Genomic DNA, 19,008 nt, shown 5'->3' with positions numbered 1-19,008 from the left:
AGGTGAATCATCTCTCACCTCTGTTCCTGCATGCCCTTTACACTGCCTCAAACTACCGCCTCCTCTGTTCCCTTCTTATCTGACACTTAGCTAAGGGTGAAATCCTGCGAATTCATGAGTCTGAGTGAGGAAACTGAATCATTTCGAGGGAGTTCAATAAAATGAGCAGCTAGCATCCGCTGAGCATAGAAAGACCGCCATTGAAGGTGGTCTAAAAAATACATCATTTCTGCCCAACAATAAGTCCTGGGGATATTAAGATTGCACCTGTTTATAAACAGTATTCCAATCATAGAGAGGAAACCTGAGATGATTCGCTGTAAGCCTAATTAGAGCGTCTCAACCAATTTCTGAATCTTTGAGCGGGAAATTAAATATACAGGACCCATTAAGTCTATCTTACCGTCCTTTACACGCATAGCGCTCTCCTGTTCTGCCGCATAAACATCAATCTCTTCAGACAAGGGAAACAGGTAGCCTTGAACAAACGTGGCGTAGTCGCGTTTAGAATGAGATTCATAGGCAAAATGATCAAATCCAATACCATTATAAATAGTACTTGTTTCAACTTCATAGCCAGTGTTTTTCAAGCATAACCATTTTGCAGCCATGTTTAACGCACCGGCGCTGGCACCCATTATAACGGCTTTGCTGTTCTTAATAACATCCGATAATTCATATTCCGCCAAAAAATCGTTCTGCAAAACAGGATCTCCACCGCATAAAAAAATGACAGAAGCGTTGTGAATTAATCGCTGGGCATCTTCCTTCTGCATGCGGTAATCAATGAAATGATATTCATCAAAAATAATGTTAGCCTGAGTTAACCATGTCGCTTCAGAAACATCATCAATGTTAATTTGCTCACCTTTATTACCGGACGGTTGAGCGCTAATCATAACAAGCGATTTTCTGTCTTTTATATCCTCATGCAACCATTTGACCAGCTTCTCTGGAAAAAAATCATTAAACCAACTGAGATAGTAGTGAGTTTTCAAACTTAATTCCCTCCATATGTACTATTTACATTCATCCATTCTTAACGAGAAAACATATTATACACGCTAGAAAGATGAACGGTTCTTAGCCATTTCGCTTACACTCCCTTGTACACTTTTCATAAATCCAACTCTAGATTACCATAACATGGAATTTAAGTATGTGAAATATGCTTCCACGTTAACCTGCCCGTTAGTTGAGCGAAGAGCTGTTACGCGGCAGCCCTTATCCATTAAACTATCGTTCCTCGTTAATGGCTTTATTTTCTCAGTCTATCCTGAAATAACTTTATTTCATCATCTGATAGTGCCGAGTTAGCGGCATGAGCCTAATACTTTATTTTCTTTCTACATCGGGTCCGGGCTTGGAACCTTTTTTAAGGGAGATTATGGCGTTATCTTCACGATGTCCAGAAGCAGTCATAAAAAATATCCATTTCCTCATCTGTCCCGATCGTCACACGCAGGTAATTGTCAATCCGGGGTTTGGGAATAAAGCGAACGAAAATATTTCTCTCCCGCAAAGCCTCATACAGCATCTTCGCCCGGATGACCGGAGGGGACATCATTAGAAAGTTCGCACTCGAATCAATGACATGGAATCCTGCATCCCGGAGATTTTCCGTCATTCGGTTCCTGGTTGCGGTGATCCTGCCGATATAATGGGAGAACGTCTCCGTTAGTTGAAAAAACAATGTAACAGATAGGGCATAGTGGAATCCTGCATGAAAGCATATTAACCACTGTTTCGAAATCAAGTTCCCTTCCGCTTAAGTTTTTTTCATTTAACATCCCTCGATATAAAAACTCATCTGCCACTTCTCAACTGCGGGAAGCGATACGTGTTCTTGTCCTTAATCGGGAAACGATATATGTTCTTGTCACCCGACAATAACGGATTTTCGGGTGTCAAGAACTTGGATACATAAATGACAAGAACTTGGGTACATTTCCCGACAGTTTCTAAACTTAGGGCTTACATCATGAAGATTCCTTAGAATAATAAAAAAAGGATGAACATTATCATTCACCCTTGGCATTAAATTGCTAGTCGTTTAACATAGTCGGACCATACTTCTATCTTCATGATAGGTAATCCTGTGCCGATAGCTTACCCTTCAAAAGTCGCAACAAACGATTGAAAGTTTCTCCGGCATTGCCGCAGCCATAAGGATAATTCCCGATCATCTTGTTTGGAAATGTTCAAGACAACGCGGTCGGCCTAACCATAATTTCGCTGATTAGGGTGTCATCAGGTTCATTAATGGCAATCGCGATGGCTCTAGCAATACTGTAAGGAGAAATCCCTTTGCCGCTTAGTTGATTGGCTATCGTCTGCACTTCCGGGCTGGTAATGCTGTCAAAAAGTTCGGTCTTCGTCAGACCTGGAGCAATCACGGTAGATCTAATACGCGAAGTCGAAGACTCTTCCAAGCGCAGTCCTTCCGAAATGGCTCTAACTGCAAACTTTGTGGCCGCGTATACGGTAGATGTCGGGGACACATGATAACCGGAAGTAGAGGATAGGTTGATGATATGACCGGACTGCTGTTCCCGCATGGTAGGCAATACCGCTGCAATACCGTATAAAACCCCTTTGATGTTCACATCGATCATTTGATCCCACTCTTCTACTCTTAGTTCATTCAGCCTGGAACTCGGCATGACCCCTGCATTGTTCACCAATACATCAATTTGGCCATACACACTTAAGGTAAACTTGGCCAAATTCTGCATATCTTCGGCAGAAACGACGTCTGCTTTTACAGAAACGGCCTCGCCGCCACCCTGTTTAATTTCATTAGCAATCGCATGCAGACGTTCCTCTCTTCTGGCTGCCAATACCACCTTTGCGCCATTTTGTGCCAACAACTTCGCTGTAGCTTCTCCTATTCCGCTAGAGGCTCCCGTTATAATCACCACTTTATCTCGTATATTTTCCATTGTTAAATGCTCCTTTACCCAAAATTTTTCTTTGAGATGTGTGTTGAATATTTAACGGCCGTTGATTAATATTATAGACAGAAGCCCCGATTACTCAATGGTTAATGGATATGTATTTGTTTTATATACAACAACACCCTCAGAATTGTTGATTAGCTGAAGGAGGTAACGAAAGGAATGGAAAATGCTATTAAAACCGACCGACGCATTCTCCGAACCAAGCAGTCCATAACGAAGTCGTTTCTGGAGTTTTTCTCGGAAAAAGATTTTGAACAAATCACTATTAACGAGATAGCGGAGCGTGCCAATGTTAACCGCGGCACCGTTTATCTGCATTACAGTGACAAATACGACCTTTTGGACAAATGCATTGAAGATCACATCAACGAATTGATCTCGTTGTGCAAGAAACGGGAGGCCAATCCGGTTAGCCAAGAAATGGTACATGAGCCCAAACCGGTTTTTGATTATTTGCGTGACAATTTCCCGTTTTTCTCTGCTATGTTTTCCAATCAAAGAGCCTTTATATTCCGGGACCGATTGCTGAATTTTATCTCAGTCAATCTTATGGATAAAATGGAAAGTCCTGAAAATAAGCCCGTTATCGACAATGAGTTAAAAGCCCAATTCATGGCCTCTGCTTTTATTGGCATTGTGGAGTGGTGGATACGTCATCAAATGCCGCATTCCACACAATTTATGGCCGATCAGGTTAGGAATTTATTTGAAAAGAATCAAGTTTACCCGAAGTAGCATTGATGTCTCCAGAACTATATCCTTTCGCTTTTACGCAAACTGTACCTTATGGGGTTCGGCAATTCTAGGCCACGGTTATGAAGTGGTCCACTACCGCTAGCTTCGGCAGCCTTTAATCATTGTCCTAATACTTCACGTAATTTCATAAAAATTATCGCTTTGTGTTATATACAGGGAGGACTACTAGTTCATATACCTTTGCCCAATCCACTGTTAGCACCCTCCTGAATACAAACTGACGTTCGTATTCATTGTAAGAGAAAAACGCGGTGAAGGAATGTTTAGCAACTATATTTTCGAAATGAGCCTTAAAAAAAAGACAAAGGGAGCGCGAACCCAAAGCCGTACGGGTCCTGCGCTCCCTTTGCCTGTATTTAGTGCTCGCTGCTGAATCTTAAATTTCGGCTTGAAGCGCCGGACGATAAAGATTCAGCCAGTCCAGAACAAACTCGGCGGCGTTCGCAGCCGCCAGATCAAGATGGGAAGTGAACAGCCCTTCCGCCTCGCTGCCGGCGAGGTCGGAAATGGCGCGCACCGCCAGAAACGGTACACCGAAACGGTACGCGGTTTGAGCGATCGCGGCACCTTCCATATCCGTCGCCAGCGATTCCGGAAACCGTTCGCGGATGAAGTCGACTGCCTCTTTACTGCCGATAAAAGAATCGGCGGTCGTGATCAGGCCCGTCAAAACTCTCCCGTCCGGCTTCCGGGCGGCGGCCAGCTGCCGAGCAAGCGCCAGAAATTCCTCCGGCACGGGATAACGGGAAGGCATGCGCGGCACTTGCCCGTATTCGTATTGTCGAAAAGCCGTCGCGTCAACGTCGCTGTAGGCCAGTTCCGTCCCGACGACGACATCGCCAATCCGCAGGGCGCTTCCAATCCCGCCGGCAGCGCCGGTGTTGATAATCAGCTCCGGCCGGTACCTCTCGATCAGAAGCGCCGTCGTCAGCGCCGCGTTGACTTTGCCGATGCCGCTTTGCAGCAGCACAATGTCCCGCCCTTCCAAAGTTCCGCTGTAGTAGATGCCTCCAGCCGTTTCCGTTTTCCGGACATTTTCCAGCCGGCTTCGCAAGACTTCAACCTCTTCTTCCATTGCGCCAATGATCGCTATGCTCATCGTTTCTCTCCTTCAGCCCGGGGCAGCGATTTCGCTTCCCCCGGCATGTCTTCCCTTAGCGGCAGGCAGCCGCGGTTTCGCGTGCGCGAAGCGCCGAAACAAGACTCTCCAGCTCTTCCATCGCATCCGCCACTTTCACCGCGTCGAACGTTCCCTCCATCCGATGGATGGATGCGCTTGGTTCGACCGCGCGGGCAGCGACGCTGAGCCGCCCCTCACGGGTCAGACCGCTCAGTCCCATGTCCTTCAGGGTGGCGGGCAGCCCAATCTCTTCATAGAACGGAAGAAGACGGCCGATCTCCTCCAGTTTTCCTTCAAGAACGAGCTGGACAAGCACTCCGTAAGCTACCTTGCTCCCATGCAGCAGCCGGTGAGTTTCCGGCAGAATCGTCAGGGCATCGTGAATGGAATGCGCGCCCGCGGTACGGCCGTAGTCCTCGCCGAAACCGCCCACAAGGCCCGCGGTCAAAATATTCGTCTCCACGACCCTTACGAATGCGTCCTTCAACTCTCCTGACTCCTGCGCGGCTAGCGCTTCGGCGCTGTGGGCCATCAGATTGTCGCGGCATCGGCGCGCGGCATAATGAGCCAACGCGATTTCCTCGGACGGTGAAGACAAATGGGAGATGATGGCGTCGGCTTCATACCATTTGGCCAGCGTATCCCCGATGCCGGCCACCAGCAGCTCTGGAGGCGAATCCAGAATCACCCGCGGGTCCAGCAGAACCAGCGCATTGCTGCCCGGAAACACTTCGAAGCCCACCATCGTTCCAGCCTCGTCATACATGACGCTGAGGGAAGACCAGGCCGAGCAGGTTGCCGCCAAGGTGGGCAGAATGATAACGGGAATCCGCAGCAGAGCCGCCGCTGCCTTCGCCGAATCGCTGACCTTGCCTCCGCCAACGGCGATAATAGCCTGAAGTCCGAGCCTGGTCACCTCCGAGGCGATCACGTCCCGCTCGGCGTAGGTGCACTCTCCTCCGTAACGATAAAACTGAAGCTCAAGCCGCTTGAAATCGGGAAAATAGCCTTTCGCCGCTTCCCATGAACGCCCGCCGCGCACGACGAGTGCGGAGGAAATCCCCCTGCGCTCCAGATGATGCTCAAGTAAGTTCCAGCAGCCCTGCCCGCAAATATATTCCTGCGGAGCCGCGCGAACGATCATTGTATCTTCCACTCTTCTCATTCCTCCTTCGTTTTCCACCGTTCAAGTTCACCGTTCAAGATTTTGCTGTTCGCCTGCCGCTAATCCCGGCGCGCCTTGCGGGCAAGCCGGTTACCAGCGGATTGTATACCCTGAACAAACACGATAAGAATAGCAACCGTAACTAGAATGACGAAAGTATCAAATCGCTGGTAGCCGTAGGATATGGCAAGATCGCCGATGCCTCCCCCGCCGACCGTTCCGGCCATCGCAGTAGCGCCGATGAGTCCGATGGTCGCGGTGGTCATCGTCAGGATCAGGGAACCGAACGCCTCGGGGAGCAGAAAATGCCAGATCACCTGAAACGTCGTCGCTCCCATCGCTTCGGCGGCCTCCATAATGCCGGGACTGACCTCCAGCAGGGAGTTCTCGACCAGCCGGCCGATATACGGCGCCACATAGACAACCAGCGGAACGATGGCCGCACTGGTTCCTATGGATGTATGAACGAGCATCCGGGTGAACGGAATGATGGCGACCAGCAAAATAATGAACGGCAGCGACCGGACCACATTGATCACCGGACCCAGCACCCCGTATACGAATCTGTTTTGCAAAATGCCTCCGGGCCGGGTAATAACTAGCACAATGCCGATCGGTATGCCAAGCAATGCCCCGAAAAAAAGCGATACGCCCACCATGACCACCGTTTCGCGCAGCGCCTGAAACAGCTGATCGGCGGTGATAATCGTATTCATACGGCTTTCACCTCCTTAATCTTTCTCTGCTTTACACCCTCTTCGACATCCCCGGCTTCCGAAAAGCTCTGAAACTCCCGAAGCTCCTGAATTTCCACGCCCCGTGTTCCGAGAAATTCCACTGCCCGGAAAATATCCTTATCCTCGCCCTCTATCTGTAAGATCAAGGTTCCAAGCGTGGTATTCTGGATTTCGCTCATATTGGCAAACAGGATATTGACGCTGACGTTATATTTTCGGATCAGGCTGTCGATAATCGGCTCCGAGGCGTTTCCGCCTACGAATTTCAGCTTGAACAGCCGCCCCGCTCCTTCGGGACTCAGCGTACGCAGTACACTTTCCGGAACGGAGGTTTGGATAACGGTCCGCACGAAGCTCTCCGTAGTGGGATGCTGCGGATTGCCGAAGACTTCCAGCACCTCGCCCTGCTCGATGATCTCGCCTTTTTCCATAACGGCCACCTTGTTGCAAATTTGCTGAATGACGGCCATTTCATGCGTGATGATGAGAATGGTGATATGGTACTGTTCGTTGATCTTTTTCAGCAGATCCAAAATGGATTTGGTCGTCTGCGGATCAAGCGCCGAGGTGGCTTCGTCGCACAGAAGAATCGAAGGATTGCTCGCCAGCGCTCTGGCTATGCCCACCCGCTGCTTCTGGCCTCCCGACAGCTCTCTCGGATAACTGTCCGCTTTGTCGCTTAGTCCGATAAACCGCAGCAGCTCGGTCACGCGCTCCCGGATACGATTCTTGTCCTGCTTCAGCAGCACGAGCGGTATGGCGATGTTGTCGTATACTGTCTTCGATTCCAGCAGGTTGAAATGCTGAAAGATCATGCCGATCTTCTTCTTGGCCTTGCGGAGCTGCGCCGGGGAGAATTGATCCAGCGGTTCACCTTCCACGAAGACCCGGCCTTTCGTCGGCCGCTCCAGATAATTTACCATCCGGATCAGTGTACTTTTGCCGGCGCCGCTGTACCCGATGACTCCGAAAATATCGCCTTTATTCACCCGTAAGTTTACGCCTTTCAGCGCTTCGATCGTCTGTCCTTTGCGTTTAAACGTTTTGTGAATGTCCTGTAATTCGATCATCCTCGTCGGCTCCCTTCGCTTGACTGAACGGCAGACCTGTGGAAGATTCCCGTCTTGGCGATCCGCTCGGCGGCTTCCAGAAGCTGTTCCTCGCTATTGACCAGTCCGATCCGCACATAGGAATCGCCCTGCGAGCCGAATCCCTCGCCCGGAGCGACCGCCACATGGGCCTCTTCCAGCAGTTTCTCGGCAAATTCCCGCGAACGATAGCCTTCCGGCACTTTAAACCAGGCGAAAAAGGTTCCTTTAGGAGCGGAAACGTCCCATCCAATGCTGCGCAGCTTCGATACTAAAGAATCGCGCCTGCGTTCATAGCAATCGACCAGCTGCTTCACATTGCCCTGAGGCCCAAGCAGAGCGGCTGCTGCCGCATCCTGCACTGCTCCGAATATCGTGCTGTACGCATGGGTGTGATACAACTTAAGAGCGGCGATGACCGAAGCGTTACCGACGGCGAACCCGAACCGCCATCCCGCCATATTGTAGGTCTTGGATAGCGTATTGATCTCCACGCCGTACTCCTTGCCCCCGGGGATCTGCAGAAGACTAATCGGCTTATGCCCGTCGAAACCGAACGCGCCGTATGCAAAATCGTTCACCACCGGAAAATGATGCTCGGCAGCCAAGGCGATGGACTGCTCAAAGAATGCCCGCGTCGCTACTGCTCCGGTAGGATTGTTCGGGTAATTGAGCAGCAGAAGTTTGACGCGGCGAACGATTTCTTCGGGAACCGTGCGGTAATCCGGAAGAAATCCGTCCTTCTCGTATACCGGAATCACGTGCACCTCCGCCCCGGCCAGCGCGGCGGCCGCATAATAAGGAGGATAGGCCGGGTTGGCCGTCAGCAGAACATCGCCGGTTCCGAGCAATGTTTGTGCAATCCCCATAATTCCAGTGCTCGACCCGTGAAATACGGCGATTTCCGTTTCCGGGTCCAGATCAACGTCATACTCACGCTTGTAAAAGGCGGCGATGGCTTCAAGGGTACTCTTTTTCCCGTAAAAAGGAGGGTATCCATGGTTCTCCGGCCTGTCGGCCGCTTCCTTCAAGCTGCGGACAATATGCTCCGGGGTCGGCTGATCCGGATTGCCGCTGGACAGATCGATAATATCTATTCCTCTGCTGCGATAGTCGGCCACTTTTTCCTTGAGTGCCCTGAAATAGTGCTCGGGAAGCCGGCCGATGACTGCCGAAGGTTTAAAATTCGCCATGATGACACCTCCTCCTAATCTTTATTCGTTGAAATAGGCCGGCAATTTGTAGCCTTCATAAGCCGGATTGGATTTGATGTAGTCCTTGAATTCCTGTGAATGATATCCCTCGATGATATCCTTCACGAACGGCTTGTCTTTATTTTTGCCGTCCACAGCGACGATGTTGGTGAACGGGTCCGTCATATTTTCAAGCTTCAGCGCCGTAGTGAGTTTGATGTTATTCGCTATGGCGAAGTTGCCCTGAATGGCGGCAAAATCCACATCCTGAAGCGCCTGGGGACCCTGCGCGGGCTCCGTCGCCACAAATTCAATGTTATGCGGATTGTAAGTTACGTCGTTAAGCGAGGTTTGCAGCGGATCAATATTATCCTTCAGCGTAATCCAGCCTACTTCTTTCAGAATCGTCAACGCCCGCAGCATGTTGACCGGTTCGTTCGGCAGATTGACCTGGGCGCCGTCGGTGATTTCATCCAGACTCTTGTGCTTCTTGGAATACAGGCCCATCGGAGGCGTCGGAACCTGAACTGCGCCAATCAGGCTGATGCCTTCTCTTTTGTTGATCGATTCAAGGTAAAGGGAATGTTGAAACACATTGGCGTCAATCTCCCCGTTCGCTACGGCCACATTCGGTTGAATGCCGTCCGTGAACTCCTTATAGGTGATCTTGTAGCCCTTTTTCTCAAGGTAAGGCGCAACGCCGTTCTTGAATTGATCGCTGTAAGGCCCCGGATTAAAGCTGATGCGAAGCGTTTTGGCTTCCTGCTCCGAACCGTTTCCTGACGAAGCGGCATTGGAGCTTTCACCGCAGCCCGATATTAGAAGTGCAACAGCCATAATTACGAATAACGGCGACATCCATTGAATCTTTCTTTTTTTCATTCCAGTTTCCCCCTTAAATATCTACTTTGATAGATTGTCCGATTTTATAACTTTTCCCATTAAATTAATCGGATTTTAATTTTTTTATATCATAGTATGCATCTTTATTACTGTCAATACGTCAGAAACTGCGGTTTTAGCTGTGTTTATTAATTCTATCGAATAAGTATGAATTGCTGGTTTACATTAAATTCCGAGTATGTTACTTTGAAATAAGAGTACGACTCATAGAATCATAGAATCAACATGTGAAAGGAAGAGACCTATGGCTAAAGTCGAAAGTTTTCAATTGGATCATACGAAAGTTAAAGCTCCTTATGTACGCGTTGCCGGAACAGAACGAAACGGAACAGGCGCCGTCCTGCAAAAATATGATTTGAGACTGCTGCAGCCGAATACCGACGCGCTGCCGACTGCGGCCCTTCATACGCTGGAGCATCTCCTGGCAACCTATCTTCGCGATGAGCTGCCCGGAATTATCGATATTTCGCCCATGGGATGCCGCACCGGCTTCTATTTGATCATCTGGGACGAGCATGAGCCGGCTGCAGTCGCGGCGGCGCTGACCAAAGTTCTGCGCAAGGTTCTGGAGACGGAGATCGTACCGGCGGTCAGCGCGCTGGAATGCGGCAACTACAAGGACCATTCCCTCTTCGGAGCGAAGGAATATGCGAAGCTCGTACTTGAGGCGGGCATCAGCGACGATCCCTTCACGCGTTAAGCAAGGAGCGGAAAAAGTATGCTGACGATCAATTTGACCGGCAGGACGCTGGTCATAACCGGAGGTCTGTCCGGAATCGGCAAAGGTATCGCGGATCTGTTTCTGGTAGCCGGAGCCAATGTCGTTATCGGAGATATCGCCTGTGAAGGTGAGGAGCGGCGGGGGGAACGGCTGGCGGTTATCCGCTGCGATGTTACCCGGGAGGAAGACGCCGATAAACTGATCGACTTTGCCGTAAGGACATTCGGAAGAATCGATTTCGTGGTGAACAACAGCGGAATATCAACGATGGATTATGCGGTGGATATCAAGGAAAGCGACTGGGACAAGGTGATGGACGTCAACGCCAAGGGCGTCTTTCTCGTCTCCAAGGCAGGCGCAGCGCAAATGCTGCGGCAGGGCGGCGGCGGACGGATCATCAATATCGCCTCGCAGGCCGGCAAGAACGGATATCGCTGTATGGGAAGCTACGTCGCCTCCAAGCATGCCGTGCTCGGATTTACGAAGGTTATGGCCCTGGAGCTTGCCCGCAAGCAAATCCTGGTGAACGCGGTCTGTCCGGGCATAGTCGAAACGGACATGAAGCGGCGCGAACGCGTCGAAGGGGCGCAGCTGCGCGGCATGACGCCGGAGGACATTCTGGCCGAGGACTGTTCGCAGGTGCCGCTGGGCCGGACGGCGCAGCCGGAGGATGTTGCGAATGTCGTGCTTTTCCTGGCCAGCCACCTTGCGTCATACATGACCGGACAGGCGATCAATGTGACAGGCGGCATGACCATGAATTAGGCGAAGCGTGATGCGGTACGGGTAGTACGTAATGCAAGAAGAAACGGCTTCGGCGTCCTTTTAGGGACGGCACCGATTCTCGTAGAAATATAAGTCAAAATGATAAGCGCCCGGCTTATAAAGTCTTATATTTGAACGCAAAAAAAGGAGCGAATCTTCCGCGGCATGCGGTCTGTTCGCTCTTTTTTTTCAGCTGATGACATCGGTTTGCGGCGCCCGTTCCGACCATTCACCTTTCGCTCTACTGCTGCGTTTCCGGTATTTCACGATCCGGAGAACGGCAGCAGGCTCCGGTTGTCTGGCATGAACCTATTCGTATTCGATGCCCCTCACTTTGGCATACACTTTAGTGTCGCCTAACTCTCCGCTTTCCGCTCGCCGGTTGTTTCGGAAAATGCCTTCCAGTTTAAAGCCCGCACGCTCCGCAACCGCCGCGCTTTTGACGTTCTTCGCATTGCAACGAATCTCGATCCGGTTCGCCTCAAGCTCGCGGATTGCGAAATCGGTAATTCCGTTCACCGCCTCCGTGATATACCCCTTCCCTGAACAGGAGGTTCTGATCCAGTAGCCGATCTCAAAGCTGCGGATATCCCAGTCGATCCGGTGCAAGCCGCTGCACCCGATAAATTCTCCCGTGAGTTTATTGAAAATATTCATGTGCAGCTCCGAGTGCTTCAGAAACTCCAGCCTGGCCAGCCGTATATGCTTTTCGGATTCCTCCTGTGTGGGGGCTGTTCGGGCAAAAGGCATCCACGGCCGCAGCTCCTCCAGACTTTCCAGGATCGCCTCGTTTATCACGGCCCCGTCACCCCATAGGGGAGCGCGGATCAGCAGCCGATCGGTCTCTAACCTTTCGGGAATGGAAAGCATAATAGGATCAACAGAATGAGTCATGGCAGTCCCTCCAGAATTCCAAAGTAATGCCATTATATCACTCGTTAACCCTCCCCTTCTCCATACCGGCTCAACGTGCCGATAATGACGTCCCACAGCTTCCCATGATCGAGGCCGAGCGCAGCTGTCATATTGGGCGGACGGCCCGTGACGCCGTGAATGTCCACCAAGGTCATACCGTAGCTTAATTCGCCTTTGGTCTCGACTGCGACGTTCAAGAACCTGCAGTCAAAGATCACCGGATCGATACAGTACACCACGCTGCATACATCATGTACGGGCGGATGGTCAAAATTGAAAAACTGCTTGTACGTCCGGCCGAAGTACAGAAGCAGCTCTCCGACAAAGTCGCTCACGCGGTTGCCGAGTGCCCATATCCGCTCATTAATCTCGGGAGTTGCCAGCGCCTGGTGGGTGGCGTCCAGTCCGATCATCGTTACCGGAGCTCCGCTTTCGAATACGATCTGCGCGGCCTCCGCATCGGCCCATATATTAAATTCCGCAGCCGGCGTCCAATTGCCGAACGTTCCGCCTCCCATCAGGACGATTTCCTGAATTTTCGGCACAATGCGGGGCTCCCGGCGGATCGCCAGGGCAATATTAGTCAGCGGGCCTACCGGAACCAAAGTAATATCGCCCTCGGACTCCATAAGCTTGCGGATCATCAGATCGGCGGCATGCTCCTCGGCCGCTCTAAGAGAAGGTTCGGGCAGTACGGGCCCGTCCATGCCGGAGCTGCCGTGGATGGCCGGCGCCGCCTCCCGGTTTCTCACCAGGGGACGCCCGGCGCCCGGAGCGACCGGCACTTCGCCAATGCCGGCGATTTCGCATACTTTTAGCGCATTGAGGGTTGTCTGTTCCAGTTCCGCGTTCCCGGCTACCGTGGTAATGGCCATAAGATCGAGGCCGGGATGAGCAGCGGCAACCAGGATGGCAATCGCGTCGTCATGACCGGGATCGCAATCGATAATTATCTTTCGTTTCATTATTTTTTTCACTCCAAGCCTGGCCGGGAACCGGACGATGCTATCCTTTAACCGCTCCCGCGGTCATACCGGCGGTCAGATATTTTTGTACCGAGAGATAGAAGAGAAGCGTGGGGACCAGTACAATAGTCAACCCCGCCATTTGCAGCGTGTAGCTGCGGTTATACTGACCAGCAAAATTGGCGAGACCCAGCGGAAGCGTCTTTAGCGCGCTATCGCTGATCAGTACCAGCGCGAAGGAGAATTCATTCCAGTTATTCAGGAAATTAATGATGAATGCCGTCGCCAGCGCAGGCGTCAGCATCGGAAGAATCAACCTTCCAAAAATACCCATAACGCTGCAGCCATCCACAATTCCGGCCTCTTCCACTTCTTTCGGAAAGGCATTCATGAAGCCGGCCAGAATAAATATCGTAATCGGCAGATTGAAGGCCGTATAGGGCAGCAGCAGGGTCAGCCGATTATCCATCAGATTCAAAGTGCGCATTTCAATGAACAAAGGAACGAGTGTGGCGTGGATCGGAATCAGCATGCCGAAGGTGAAATAGACAAGCATGAAGCTTTTCGCTTTGAACTCAAACCGGCTTAAAAAGAATGCGGCCAAAGCTCCGACCAGCAGCGTGAGAACGACCGAGGCCAGGGTAACCGTAATACTGTTGACAAGATACGGACCCAGCTTTGCCACTTTCCAAGCTTCAATATAGTTGCTCCACATGGGCTTGCGGGCTACTCCGAACGGATTCAAGGACAGCTCCTGCTCGGTTTTCAGCGAATTGAGAATCATCCACAGAAGTGGATAAATGTTAATAACGAGCAGCAGCAAGAGGACAAGGCGGTGGATATGAGCCGAAAAGGGACGTTTCGTTCGCGGCCGCTGCACCATATAAGCCGAAAGGGAACGCTTCGTCTGCAGTTGTTGCATCATGGAATTATTCACCTCTTCAGAGATCGCATAATGAACTGGCTTATCATAATCAAGCCGAAGCTGATGATGATGATAGCCGTGGAAATCGCGCTTCCGTAACCGTACTTCGTCGAGTTGAATGTCTGCGTAAACATATAGGTGGCCCCCACTTCCGTGGAATGGCTCGGTCCTCCGTTCGTCATGATATAGATCAAGTCGAATGCGCGGAGCGCACCGCTGATACACAAGACTACTGAAGCAAAAATGGTATCTGCGATAATCGGCACCACAATATTCCACGTCCGTTTTAGACCGACGGCGCCATCCAGCTCCGCCGCTTCCAGCACCTCCGACGGCACATTTTGCAGCGCGGCCAGAAAGATCACCATATACAGCCCGGTATACTGCCAGACCACGACAATACACAGTACAAAGATCGCCAGCTTGGGATTGCCAAGCCAGTTCTGCGCCCAATGCTCCAGACCGAAAGCCCGAAGCGCCGTATTGACGAGGCCAAATTGATAGTTGTAAAACATATTCCAGATCAGGGAGACAACGATCGTGGATATGACGACAGGCATGAAGAAGACCGTTCGGAAAATGCCGTTTCTTCTGAATAGCTTTCCGTTCAGCATGATAGCGAGATACAAGCCAAGCGGGATTTCTCCAAGTACGGAGAAGAGCACGAAATAAAGATTATTCCGGATGGACTGCCAAAACACGCCGTCGCCGATCAAATTGACGTAATTCTGAAGCCCATGCCACTGTTTTGGGGAGAAACCGTCCCACTTGAACAACGAGTAATAGACGGAGCTGAGAATCGGATAGATCGAGAACATGGTATAGATCAGCACGGCCGGAAGGAGTCCGGCGGCTATAATCCATTTACGGCGAAGAAAAATCTGCATGTGCACTACCTCCGATAGAAGTGAAGGCGGAGAGCTCCAAAGCCTGCTCTCCGCCAGAAGAACATTATTGGCCCAGTTCCTTCTGCAGTTCCTCCGCTACCGCTTCCGGAGCGCTTCCGCCTGGCGTAGTCAGTCCCTGAAGCCCGTTTTTGGCCACAGTTGTCACGTTAGCGGGCATCACAATGTTAAATGGCGGAATCACCTCTTTTACACCGGCGAATTCATTAATCATCTCTTTGAACAACGGATTAACATCGGCAGGCGCTTCTACATTGGCTGGCACCATGTTGCCGTCCCGCATAATATTCTGGTAGGATTCTTTGCTGTACATGAACTGCAGGAACTTCTCGGCTGCCGCCTTCTTGGCGTCATCCAGCTTCGCGCTCAGGGAAACCCCCTGATTCGTCGAGCCGATCGTCGTGGACAAGCTGCCCTTGCCACCCTCAAACTCGGGGAACATGGCGAAGCCCAGTTCAAAGTCCGGGGATTTGTCTTTGGAAATTTGCTTGGCGCCCCAGCTGCCGTCTACATACATGGCGGAATTGCCGGAGAGGAACAGATTGGTCGCCTGCACATTGTCGATACTGTTAAGGTCGACATTGAACGCCCCCAGATCGGAAAGTTCCTTGACTTCCTTCAGAGCGGACATAAATTCCGGGTCAGTAAACTTCTGTTTGCCCGACTTGATCTCCTCATACAGACCGGAGCCCGAAATTCTTTCGTTCACAGGAGACAGAAGCGACGCCTGCACGACGGTGCCTACTTTATTGCCATAGGAAATCGGTGTAATCTTTTTCGACTTCAAATCTTTGACCATCGCTTTAAATGCTTCATAGGTCTTCGGAAACTCGGTATAGCCCGCGTCTCTAAGTATTTTTTTGTTGTAATAGATGACTGTCGTATAGGAAATCTCGCCCGGAATGCCATACTGCTTGCCGTCCACGTTGTATTCCTGAATCTTGGAGGACGGCAGGAAGTCTTCCTTCCAGTGGCCCATCATATCGTCAATCGGCATCAACGCGCCCGAGCGGGCGATCTGCTGGAACGTAGCGCTTCCGTCGATCATTAGAATCAAATCCGGCAATTTGCCCGCAGCCGCGGTCGTACTTAATTTTACCGGGTAATCATTATAAGGTATCGTTTCAATGTCCAGCTTAATATCCGGATTGGCTTCCTGGAAAGCCATTGCATTTTTATAATAAACGCCTGTAAAAGGATCTGTCTCCGACCACGTCGTCATAAAGGAAAGTACAGTCGGCTCTTTCTCCGCTTGGCCCGATTGGCCGGAGGCGTTGTCCGTACTTTTAGACTGTCCGCAAGCCGATAAAACTGCGACCATCGCAGCCACTAGCATGCCTGTCCCGATTGTTTTCGCCCATTTGATCTTCATTAAATGCCTCCTTATATTCATAGTTCAGCAAGCAACGACGATTGCGACCGTATCCGACATGTCCCCCTCTCTTTGTATAAATATGCTGACCCCTCACTTCCGTCATGTCAGTTAAAATGACGCACATTATTAGGCTTGTCAGAATTAATCACACCTTAGCATTGTTTCAATTCCAGGAACACTAGACAGTCTGTCAAAAGGCTATTATTTAAATTTTGCGTAATTAACAATGTAAATGATTTAACTAGAATCCTTGGTGGTATATGGATAATTACTCGAAAAAACGCATAAAAACCGTCACACAAATGTGACGGCTCTTGTTAAACTTTTGTTTCGTCTTACGAATGCAAAACGTAATGCCTGTCCATTATCCGATGGAAGTCGGTCATCCTATCTTACCCCAAATCGGCGGAACTCCAGCGCCAATTTCATTCTTCGTTACGGTGCCCAAGCGGCACTGTCTTCCCGGCATACCCCAGCTCCACATTCCCAGGCAGGTCATAAGTCTTCCGCAGATCCACATCATGCGACATATGCGTATAAACGGCCCGACGCGGCTGTATGTCCTCAAGAAGCTCCGCCGCCTCGGTCATATCATAGACGGAACGGGTCGACAGTTCGGCTTCCTCATTATAAAAGCTTGTGCCCAGGACGAGCAGATCGGCTTCCCGCATTAACCGGGTCTCCTCGTCTCCCAGGGAGATCGAATCCGGGCAGTATACCCAAGCGTAGCCTTCCTTTTCCAGCCGAAAAGCGTAAGAGTAGCCGTTCTTGCCGTGGTTTACCCTCCAGGCGGCGATTTGCCATCCGTCCAGCATTATCCCTTCATCAAGAGGCATCAGCTCGATATGGCTTCCTAGCCAGGGATACTGCCGCAAAATGACCGGAATGACCTCCGCCGGCGCATACAGTTCACCCTTGATCCCTACCCAGCGGCAGGCATCCGCCCATTCCGGCAGGCCGCCGATATGGTCAAAGTGGGCGTGGGTTACCAGCAGTCTGCGCATAACGCGGATGCCAAGGTTCTCCATCTGCCGCCGCCAGTCCGGCCCACAGTCGATCACGAAGAAATCGTCCCCGCTCTCGACCAGTACGGAGGACCGCAGCCGCGCGTTCGTTCCGCTTGTTCTCGCTTCTTCGCATACCGGACAATCGCAGTAGACCCTCGGCGTACCCATGGCGTCGCCCGTACCCAGGAACATCAATGTATCCATTCTCTACTCCCCCTTCTAATCTCGCTCGGAAAGTTCAGTCTGTCTACTATTATAAAATAGGAAAGCGCTGTCTGCCTAATGTGACAGAAGTTTATTCTCCGGGTAAAAGAAGAAGCGCTAAGCGCACAGCTTATGCACAGTTTTTGCGGAGCATTAAAAAAGCAGACCGCCCTTTAAGGATTGTCTGCCTCTTGAACAAATGTTAAATTCCCGCAAGCACCTGATACCATATGCCCCGTTTCGAGTACAGCGTGCTGCGTACCTTGTCCCATCCACCCAAATAGCCGATATCGAATAACCCCGAGGGGACAGGGAAACGGCTCTTATTTGCCTCGTACACCTGCCGGTCAACAGGCCGGAAACCATGCTCGGCGAAAATCTCCTGTACCTGAGGCGTCACCAGGAAATCGACGAAGGCCTCGGCCGCCTTCCGGGTGCCATGCTTATCGACGTATTTATCGACCACCGCCGCCGGATTCTCGATCAGAATCGTATCCTTGGGAATGACCACCTCATATTTCACGCCCTGGGCAATCCGCGCCAGCAGTTCATTCTCATAGGTTACGATCACATCTCCGACACCATACTCGAACGCAGCCATCGATGCGCGTCCGCTCTTGTCCAGCGACTCCACATTGGCGTGGACGTTAGCCAGGAAGGCTTTGGCCGCCTCCGGTTCCTTATGCCCTTCCTTCTCCTCCGACCGCTTCAGTCCAGCGCCATAGATCGCGTTGATATCCCACTGGGCGCCGCCCGAGGTCTTCGGATTGGGGTACAGAACCTTAACACCGGGCTTCGTCAAATCGGTAAAATCCTTAATCCCCTTCGGGTTGCCTTCGCGCGTGCCCATCACGACGATCGAACGCGTCACCATGCCGTTCTCGCTCCGTTCCTTCCATGAGGGGTCCACAAGCCCCGCGTTGACGAGCTTGCCCACATCGCCCTCCATCGCCAGAAGCGTCACATCGGCCTCGAACCCGCCGGCAATCGCGCGGGCCTGAGTCCCCGAAGCCTCGTACGACTGCTGAAACGTTATCGTTTGTCCGGTTTCAGCCTTCCACTTCTCCGCAAACAGCGGCAAAATATCCGCCATCGCATCCTTAGCCACGCTGTACGCGCCAATAACCAAGGTTACATCGCCTTTTGCCGCTGCATTAGCCGCCGTGCCTTTCTGTTCCGTCCCGCAGGCGGTGAGTGTCAGCGCCAGCAGCAATACGGCCAGCCATCCGTGCAGTTGTCTGCTCCTTCTGAAAAGCTTCATTCCCAAGCCTCATTCCTTCCCAAGTAAAAAATCCCCGCAAAGT

General features: G+C 51.2%; 19 protein-coding genes. 3 read left to right on the top strand and 16 right to left on the bottom strand.

Annotated elements, in window-relative coordinates; translation table 11 throughout:
- Positions 1-329 precede the first annotated feature (329 nt).
- The 3 genes from EH198_RS10435 to EH198_RS10425 form a co-directional block, all read right to left on the bottom strand.
- Positions 330-998 carry a Type 1 glutamine amidotransferase-like domain-containing protein gene (locus EH198_RS10435; RefSeq protein ID WP_124695466.1) on the bottom strand — a complete coding sequence of 223 codons (669 nt, stop codon included), beginning with the start codon at positions 996-998 and terminating at the stop codon, positions 330-332.
- Between the two features lie 401 nt (positions 999-1,399).
- Positions 1,400-1,693: an aminotransferase class I/II-fold pyridoxal phosphate-dependent enzyme gene (locus EH198_RS10430; RefSeq protein ID WP_281278002.1), complete on the bottom strand. Its 294-nt coding sequence runs from the start codon at positions 1,691-1,693 to the stop codon at positions 1,400-1,402.
- 508 nt (positions 1,694-2,201) lie between these two features.
- Positions 2,202-2,942 (bottom strand): SDR family oxidoreductase, encoded by a 741-nt coding sequence (locus EH198_RS10425; RefSeq protein WP_124695464.1) that lies wholly within the window; start codon positions 2,940-2,942, stop codon positions 2,202-2,204.
- Positions 2,943-3,119: 177 nt separating this feature from the next.
- On the opposite strand from EH198_RS10425, the gene EH198_RS10420 reads away from it, so the two are divergent.
- The gene (locus EH198_RS10420) at positions 3,120-3,695 is read left to right on the top strand and encodes a TetR/AcrR family transcriptional regulator (protein WP_124695463.1); all 576 of its coding nucleotides are present in this window, start codon (positions 3,120-3,122) and stop codon (positions 3,693-3,695) included.
- 397 nt (positions 3,696-4,092) lie between these two features.
- Here the strand turns inward: EH198_RS10420 and EH198_RS10415 are convergent, their stop codons facing one another.
- The 6 genes from EH198_RS10415 to EH198_RS10390 form a co-directional block, all read right to left on the bottom strand.
- Complete coding sequence (locus EH198_RS10415) at positions 4,093-4,815, bottom strand: 5'-methylthioadenosine/adenosylhomocysteine nucleosidase (protein ID WP_124695462.1); 723 nt, start codon at positions 4,813-4,815, stop codon at positions 4,093-4,095.
- Positions 4,816-4,870: 55 nt separating this feature from the next.
- Positions 4,871-5,980, bottom strand: a complete 1,110-nt coding sequence (locus tag EH198_RS10410; protein ID WP_246014197.1) for an iron-containing alcohol dehydrogenase family protein — start codon at positions 5,978-5,980, stop codon at positions 4,871-4,873.
- An 80-nt stretch (positions 5,981-6,060) separates the two neighbouring features.
- The gene (locus EH198_RS10405) at positions 6,061-6,717 is read right to left on the bottom strand and encodes a methionine ABC transporter permease (RefSeq protein ID WP_124695460.1); all 657 of its coding nucleotides are present in this window, start codon (positions 6,715-6,717) and stop codon (positions 6,061-6,063) included.
- Positions 6,714-7,808 (bottom strand): methionine ABC transporter ATP-binding protein, encoded by a 1,095-nt coding sequence (locus tag EH198_RS10400; protein WP_124695459.1) that lies wholly within the window; start codon positions 7,806-7,808, stop codon positions 6,714-6,716. Before EH198_RS10400 ends, EH198_RS10405 begins: the two co-directional genes overlap by 4 nt.
- The gene (locus tag EH198_RS10395) at positions 7,805-9,019 is read right to left on the bottom strand and encodes an aminotransferase class I/II-fold pyridoxal phosphate-dependent enzyme (protein ID WP_124695458.1); all 1,215 of its coding nucleotides are present in this window, start codon (positions 9,017-9,019) and stop codon (positions 7,805-7,807) included. Before EH198_RS10395 ends, EH198_RS10400 begins: the two co-directional genes overlap by 4 nt.
- Before the next feature lie 21 nt (positions 9,020-9,040).
- On the bottom strand, positions 9,041-9,901 hold the full coding sequence (locus EH198_RS10390; RefSeq protein ID WP_124695457.1) for a MetQ/NlpA family ABC transporter substrate-binding protein: 861 nt from the start codon (positions 9,899-9,901) through the stop codon (positions 9,041-9,043).
- A gap of 265 nt (positions 9,902-10,166) precedes the next feature.
- On the opposite strand from EH198_RS10390, the gene EH198_RS10385 reads away from it, so the two are divergent.
- Together EH198_RS10385 and EH198_RS10380 are read left to right on the top strand one after the other, a co-directional pair.
- Positions 10,167-10,622 carry an S-ribosylhomocysteine lyase gene (locus EH198_RS10385; protein ID WP_124695456.1) on the top strand — a complete coding sequence of 152 codons (456 nt, stop codon included), beginning with the start codon at positions 10,167-10,169 and terminating at the stop codon, positions 10,620-10,622.
- An 18-nt stretch (positions 10,623-10,640) separates the two neighbouring features.
- A complete protein-coding gene (locus EH198_RS10380) occupies positions 10,641-11,408 on the top strand; it encodes an SDR family NAD(P)-dependent oxidoreductase (RefSeq protein WP_124695455.1) in 768 nt (255 codons plus the stop codon).
- 309 nt (positions 11,409-11,717) lie between these two features.
- On the opposite strand, the gene EH198_RS10375 is transcribed toward EH198_RS10380, so the two are convergent.
- The 7 genes from EH198_RS10375 to EH198_RS10345 form a co-directional block, all read right to left on the bottom strand.
- Entirely contained in the window at positions 11,718-12,302 is a 585-nt protein-coding gene (locus EH198_RS10375; protein ID WP_124695454.1) for a GNAT family N-acetyltransferase, read from the bottom strand.
- A 44-nt stretch (positions 12,303-12,346) separates the two neighbouring features.
- A complete protein-coding gene (locus EH198_RS10370) occupies positions 12,347-13,291 on the bottom strand; it encodes a nucleoside hydrolase (protein WP_379310622.1) in 945 nt (314 codons plus the stop codon).
- Between the two features lie 37 nt (positions 13,292-13,328).
- Positions 13,329-14,213 carry a carbohydrate ABC transporter permease gene (locus EH198_RS10365; protein ID WP_246014183.1) on the bottom strand — a complete coding sequence of 295 codons (885 nt, stop codon included), beginning with the start codon at positions 14,211-14,213 and terminating at the stop codon, positions 13,329-13,331.
- A gap of 8 nt (positions 14,214-14,221) precedes the next feature.
- Positions 14,222-15,100: a carbohydrate ABC transporter permease gene (locus EH198_RS10360; RefSeq protein WP_124695452.1), complete on the bottom strand. Its 879-nt coding sequence runs from the start codon at positions 15,098-15,100 to the stop codon at positions 14,222-14,224.
- A 64-nt stretch (positions 15,101-15,164) separates the two neighbouring features.
- Positions 15,165-16,490: an ABC transporter substrate-binding protein gene (locus EH198_RS10355; RefSeq protein ID WP_185702836.1), complete on the bottom strand. Its 1,326-nt coding sequence runs from the start codon at positions 16,488-16,490 to the stop codon at positions 15,165-15,167.
- A gap of 428 nt (positions 16,491-16,918) precedes the next feature.
- The gene (locus EH198_RS10350; RefSeq protein WP_124695450.1) at positions 16,919-17,704 is read right to left on the bottom strand and encodes an MBL fold metallo-hydrolase; all 786 of its coding nucleotides are present in this window, start codon (positions 17,702-17,704) and stop codon (positions 16,919-16,921) included.
- A gap of 202 nt (positions 17,705-17,906) precedes the next feature.
- Positions 17,907-18,965 (bottom strand): sulfate ABC transporter substrate-binding protein, encoded by a 1,059-nt coding sequence (locus EH198_RS10345; RefSeq protein ID WP_124695449.1) that lies wholly within the window; start codon positions 18,963-18,965, stop codon positions 17,907-17,909.
- Positions 18,966-19,008 lie beyond the last annotated feature (43 nt).

It is taken from the genome of Paenibacillus rhizophilus (assembly GCF_003854965.1).
Classification (GTDB): Bacteria; Bacillota; Bacilli; order Paenibacillales; family Paenibacillaceae; genus Paenibacillus_AQ; species Paenibacillus_AQ rhizophilus.
This window is presented reverse-complemented; position numbering and strand designations above follow the sequence as displayed.

Coding starts and splice junctions, on each gene's coding strand:
- EH198_RS10425 (WP_124695464.1), bottom strand. CDS start 2,942: ATGGAAAATATACGAGATAAAGTGGTGATTATAACGGGAGCCTCTAGC.
- EH198_RS10420 (WP_124695463.1), top strand. CDS start 3,120: ATGGAAAATGCTATTAAAACCGACCGACGCATTCTCCGAACCAAGCAG.
- EH198_RS10415 (WP_124695462.1), bottom strand. CDS start 4,815: ATGAGCATAGCGATCATTGGCGCAATGGAAGAAGAGGTTGAAGTCTTG.
- EH198_RS10410 (WP_246014197.1), bottom strand. CDS start 5,980: ATGATCGTTCGCGCGGCTCCGCAGGAATATATTTGCGGGCAGGGCTGC.
- EH198_RS10405 (WP_124695460.1), bottom strand. CDS start 6,717: ATGAATACGATTATCACCGCCGATCAGCTGTTTCAGGCGCTGCGCGAA.
- EH198_RS10400 (WP_124695459.1), bottom strand. CDS start 7,808: ATGATCGAATTACAGGACATTCACAAAACGTTTAAACGCAAAGGACAG.
- EH198_RS10395 (WP_124695458.1), bottom strand. CDS start 9,019: ATGGCGAATTTTAAACCTTCGGCAGTCATCGGCCGGCTTCCCGAGCAC.
- EH198_RS10390 (WP_124695457.1), bottom strand. CDS start 9,901: ATGAAAAAAAGAAAGATTCAATGGATGTCGCCGTTATTCGTAATTATG.
- EH198_RS10385 (WP_124695456.1), top strand. CDS start 10,167: ATGGCTAAAGTCGAAAGTTTTCAATTGGATCATACGAAAGTTAAAGCT.
- EH198_RS10380 (WP_124695455.1), top strand. CDS start 10,641: ATGCTGACGATCAATTTGACCGGCAGGACGCTGGTCATAACCGGAGGT.
- EH198_RS10375 (WP_124695454.1), bottom strand. CDS start 12,302: ATGACTCATTCTGTTGATCCTATTATGCTTTCCATTCCCGAAAGGTTA.
- EH198_RS10365 (WP_246014183.1), bottom strand. CDS start 14,213: ATGATGCAACAACTGCAGACGAAGCGTTCCCTTTCGGCTTATATGGTG.
- EH198_RS10360 (WP_124695452.1), bottom strand. CDS start 15,100: ATGCAGATTTTTCTTCGCCGTAAATGGATTATAGCCGCCGGACTCCTT.
- EH198_RS10355 (WP_185702836.1), bottom strand. CDS start 16,490: ATGAAGATCAAATGGGCGAAAACAATCGGGACAGGCATGCTAGTGGCT.
- EH198_RS10350 (WP_124695450.1), bottom strand. CDS start 17,704: ATGGATACATTGATGTTCCTGGGTACGGGCGACGCCATGGGTACGCCG.
- EH198_RS10345 (WP_124695449.1), bottom strand. CDS start 18,965: ATGAAGCTTTTCAGAAGGAGCAGACAACTGCACGGATGGCTGGCCGTA.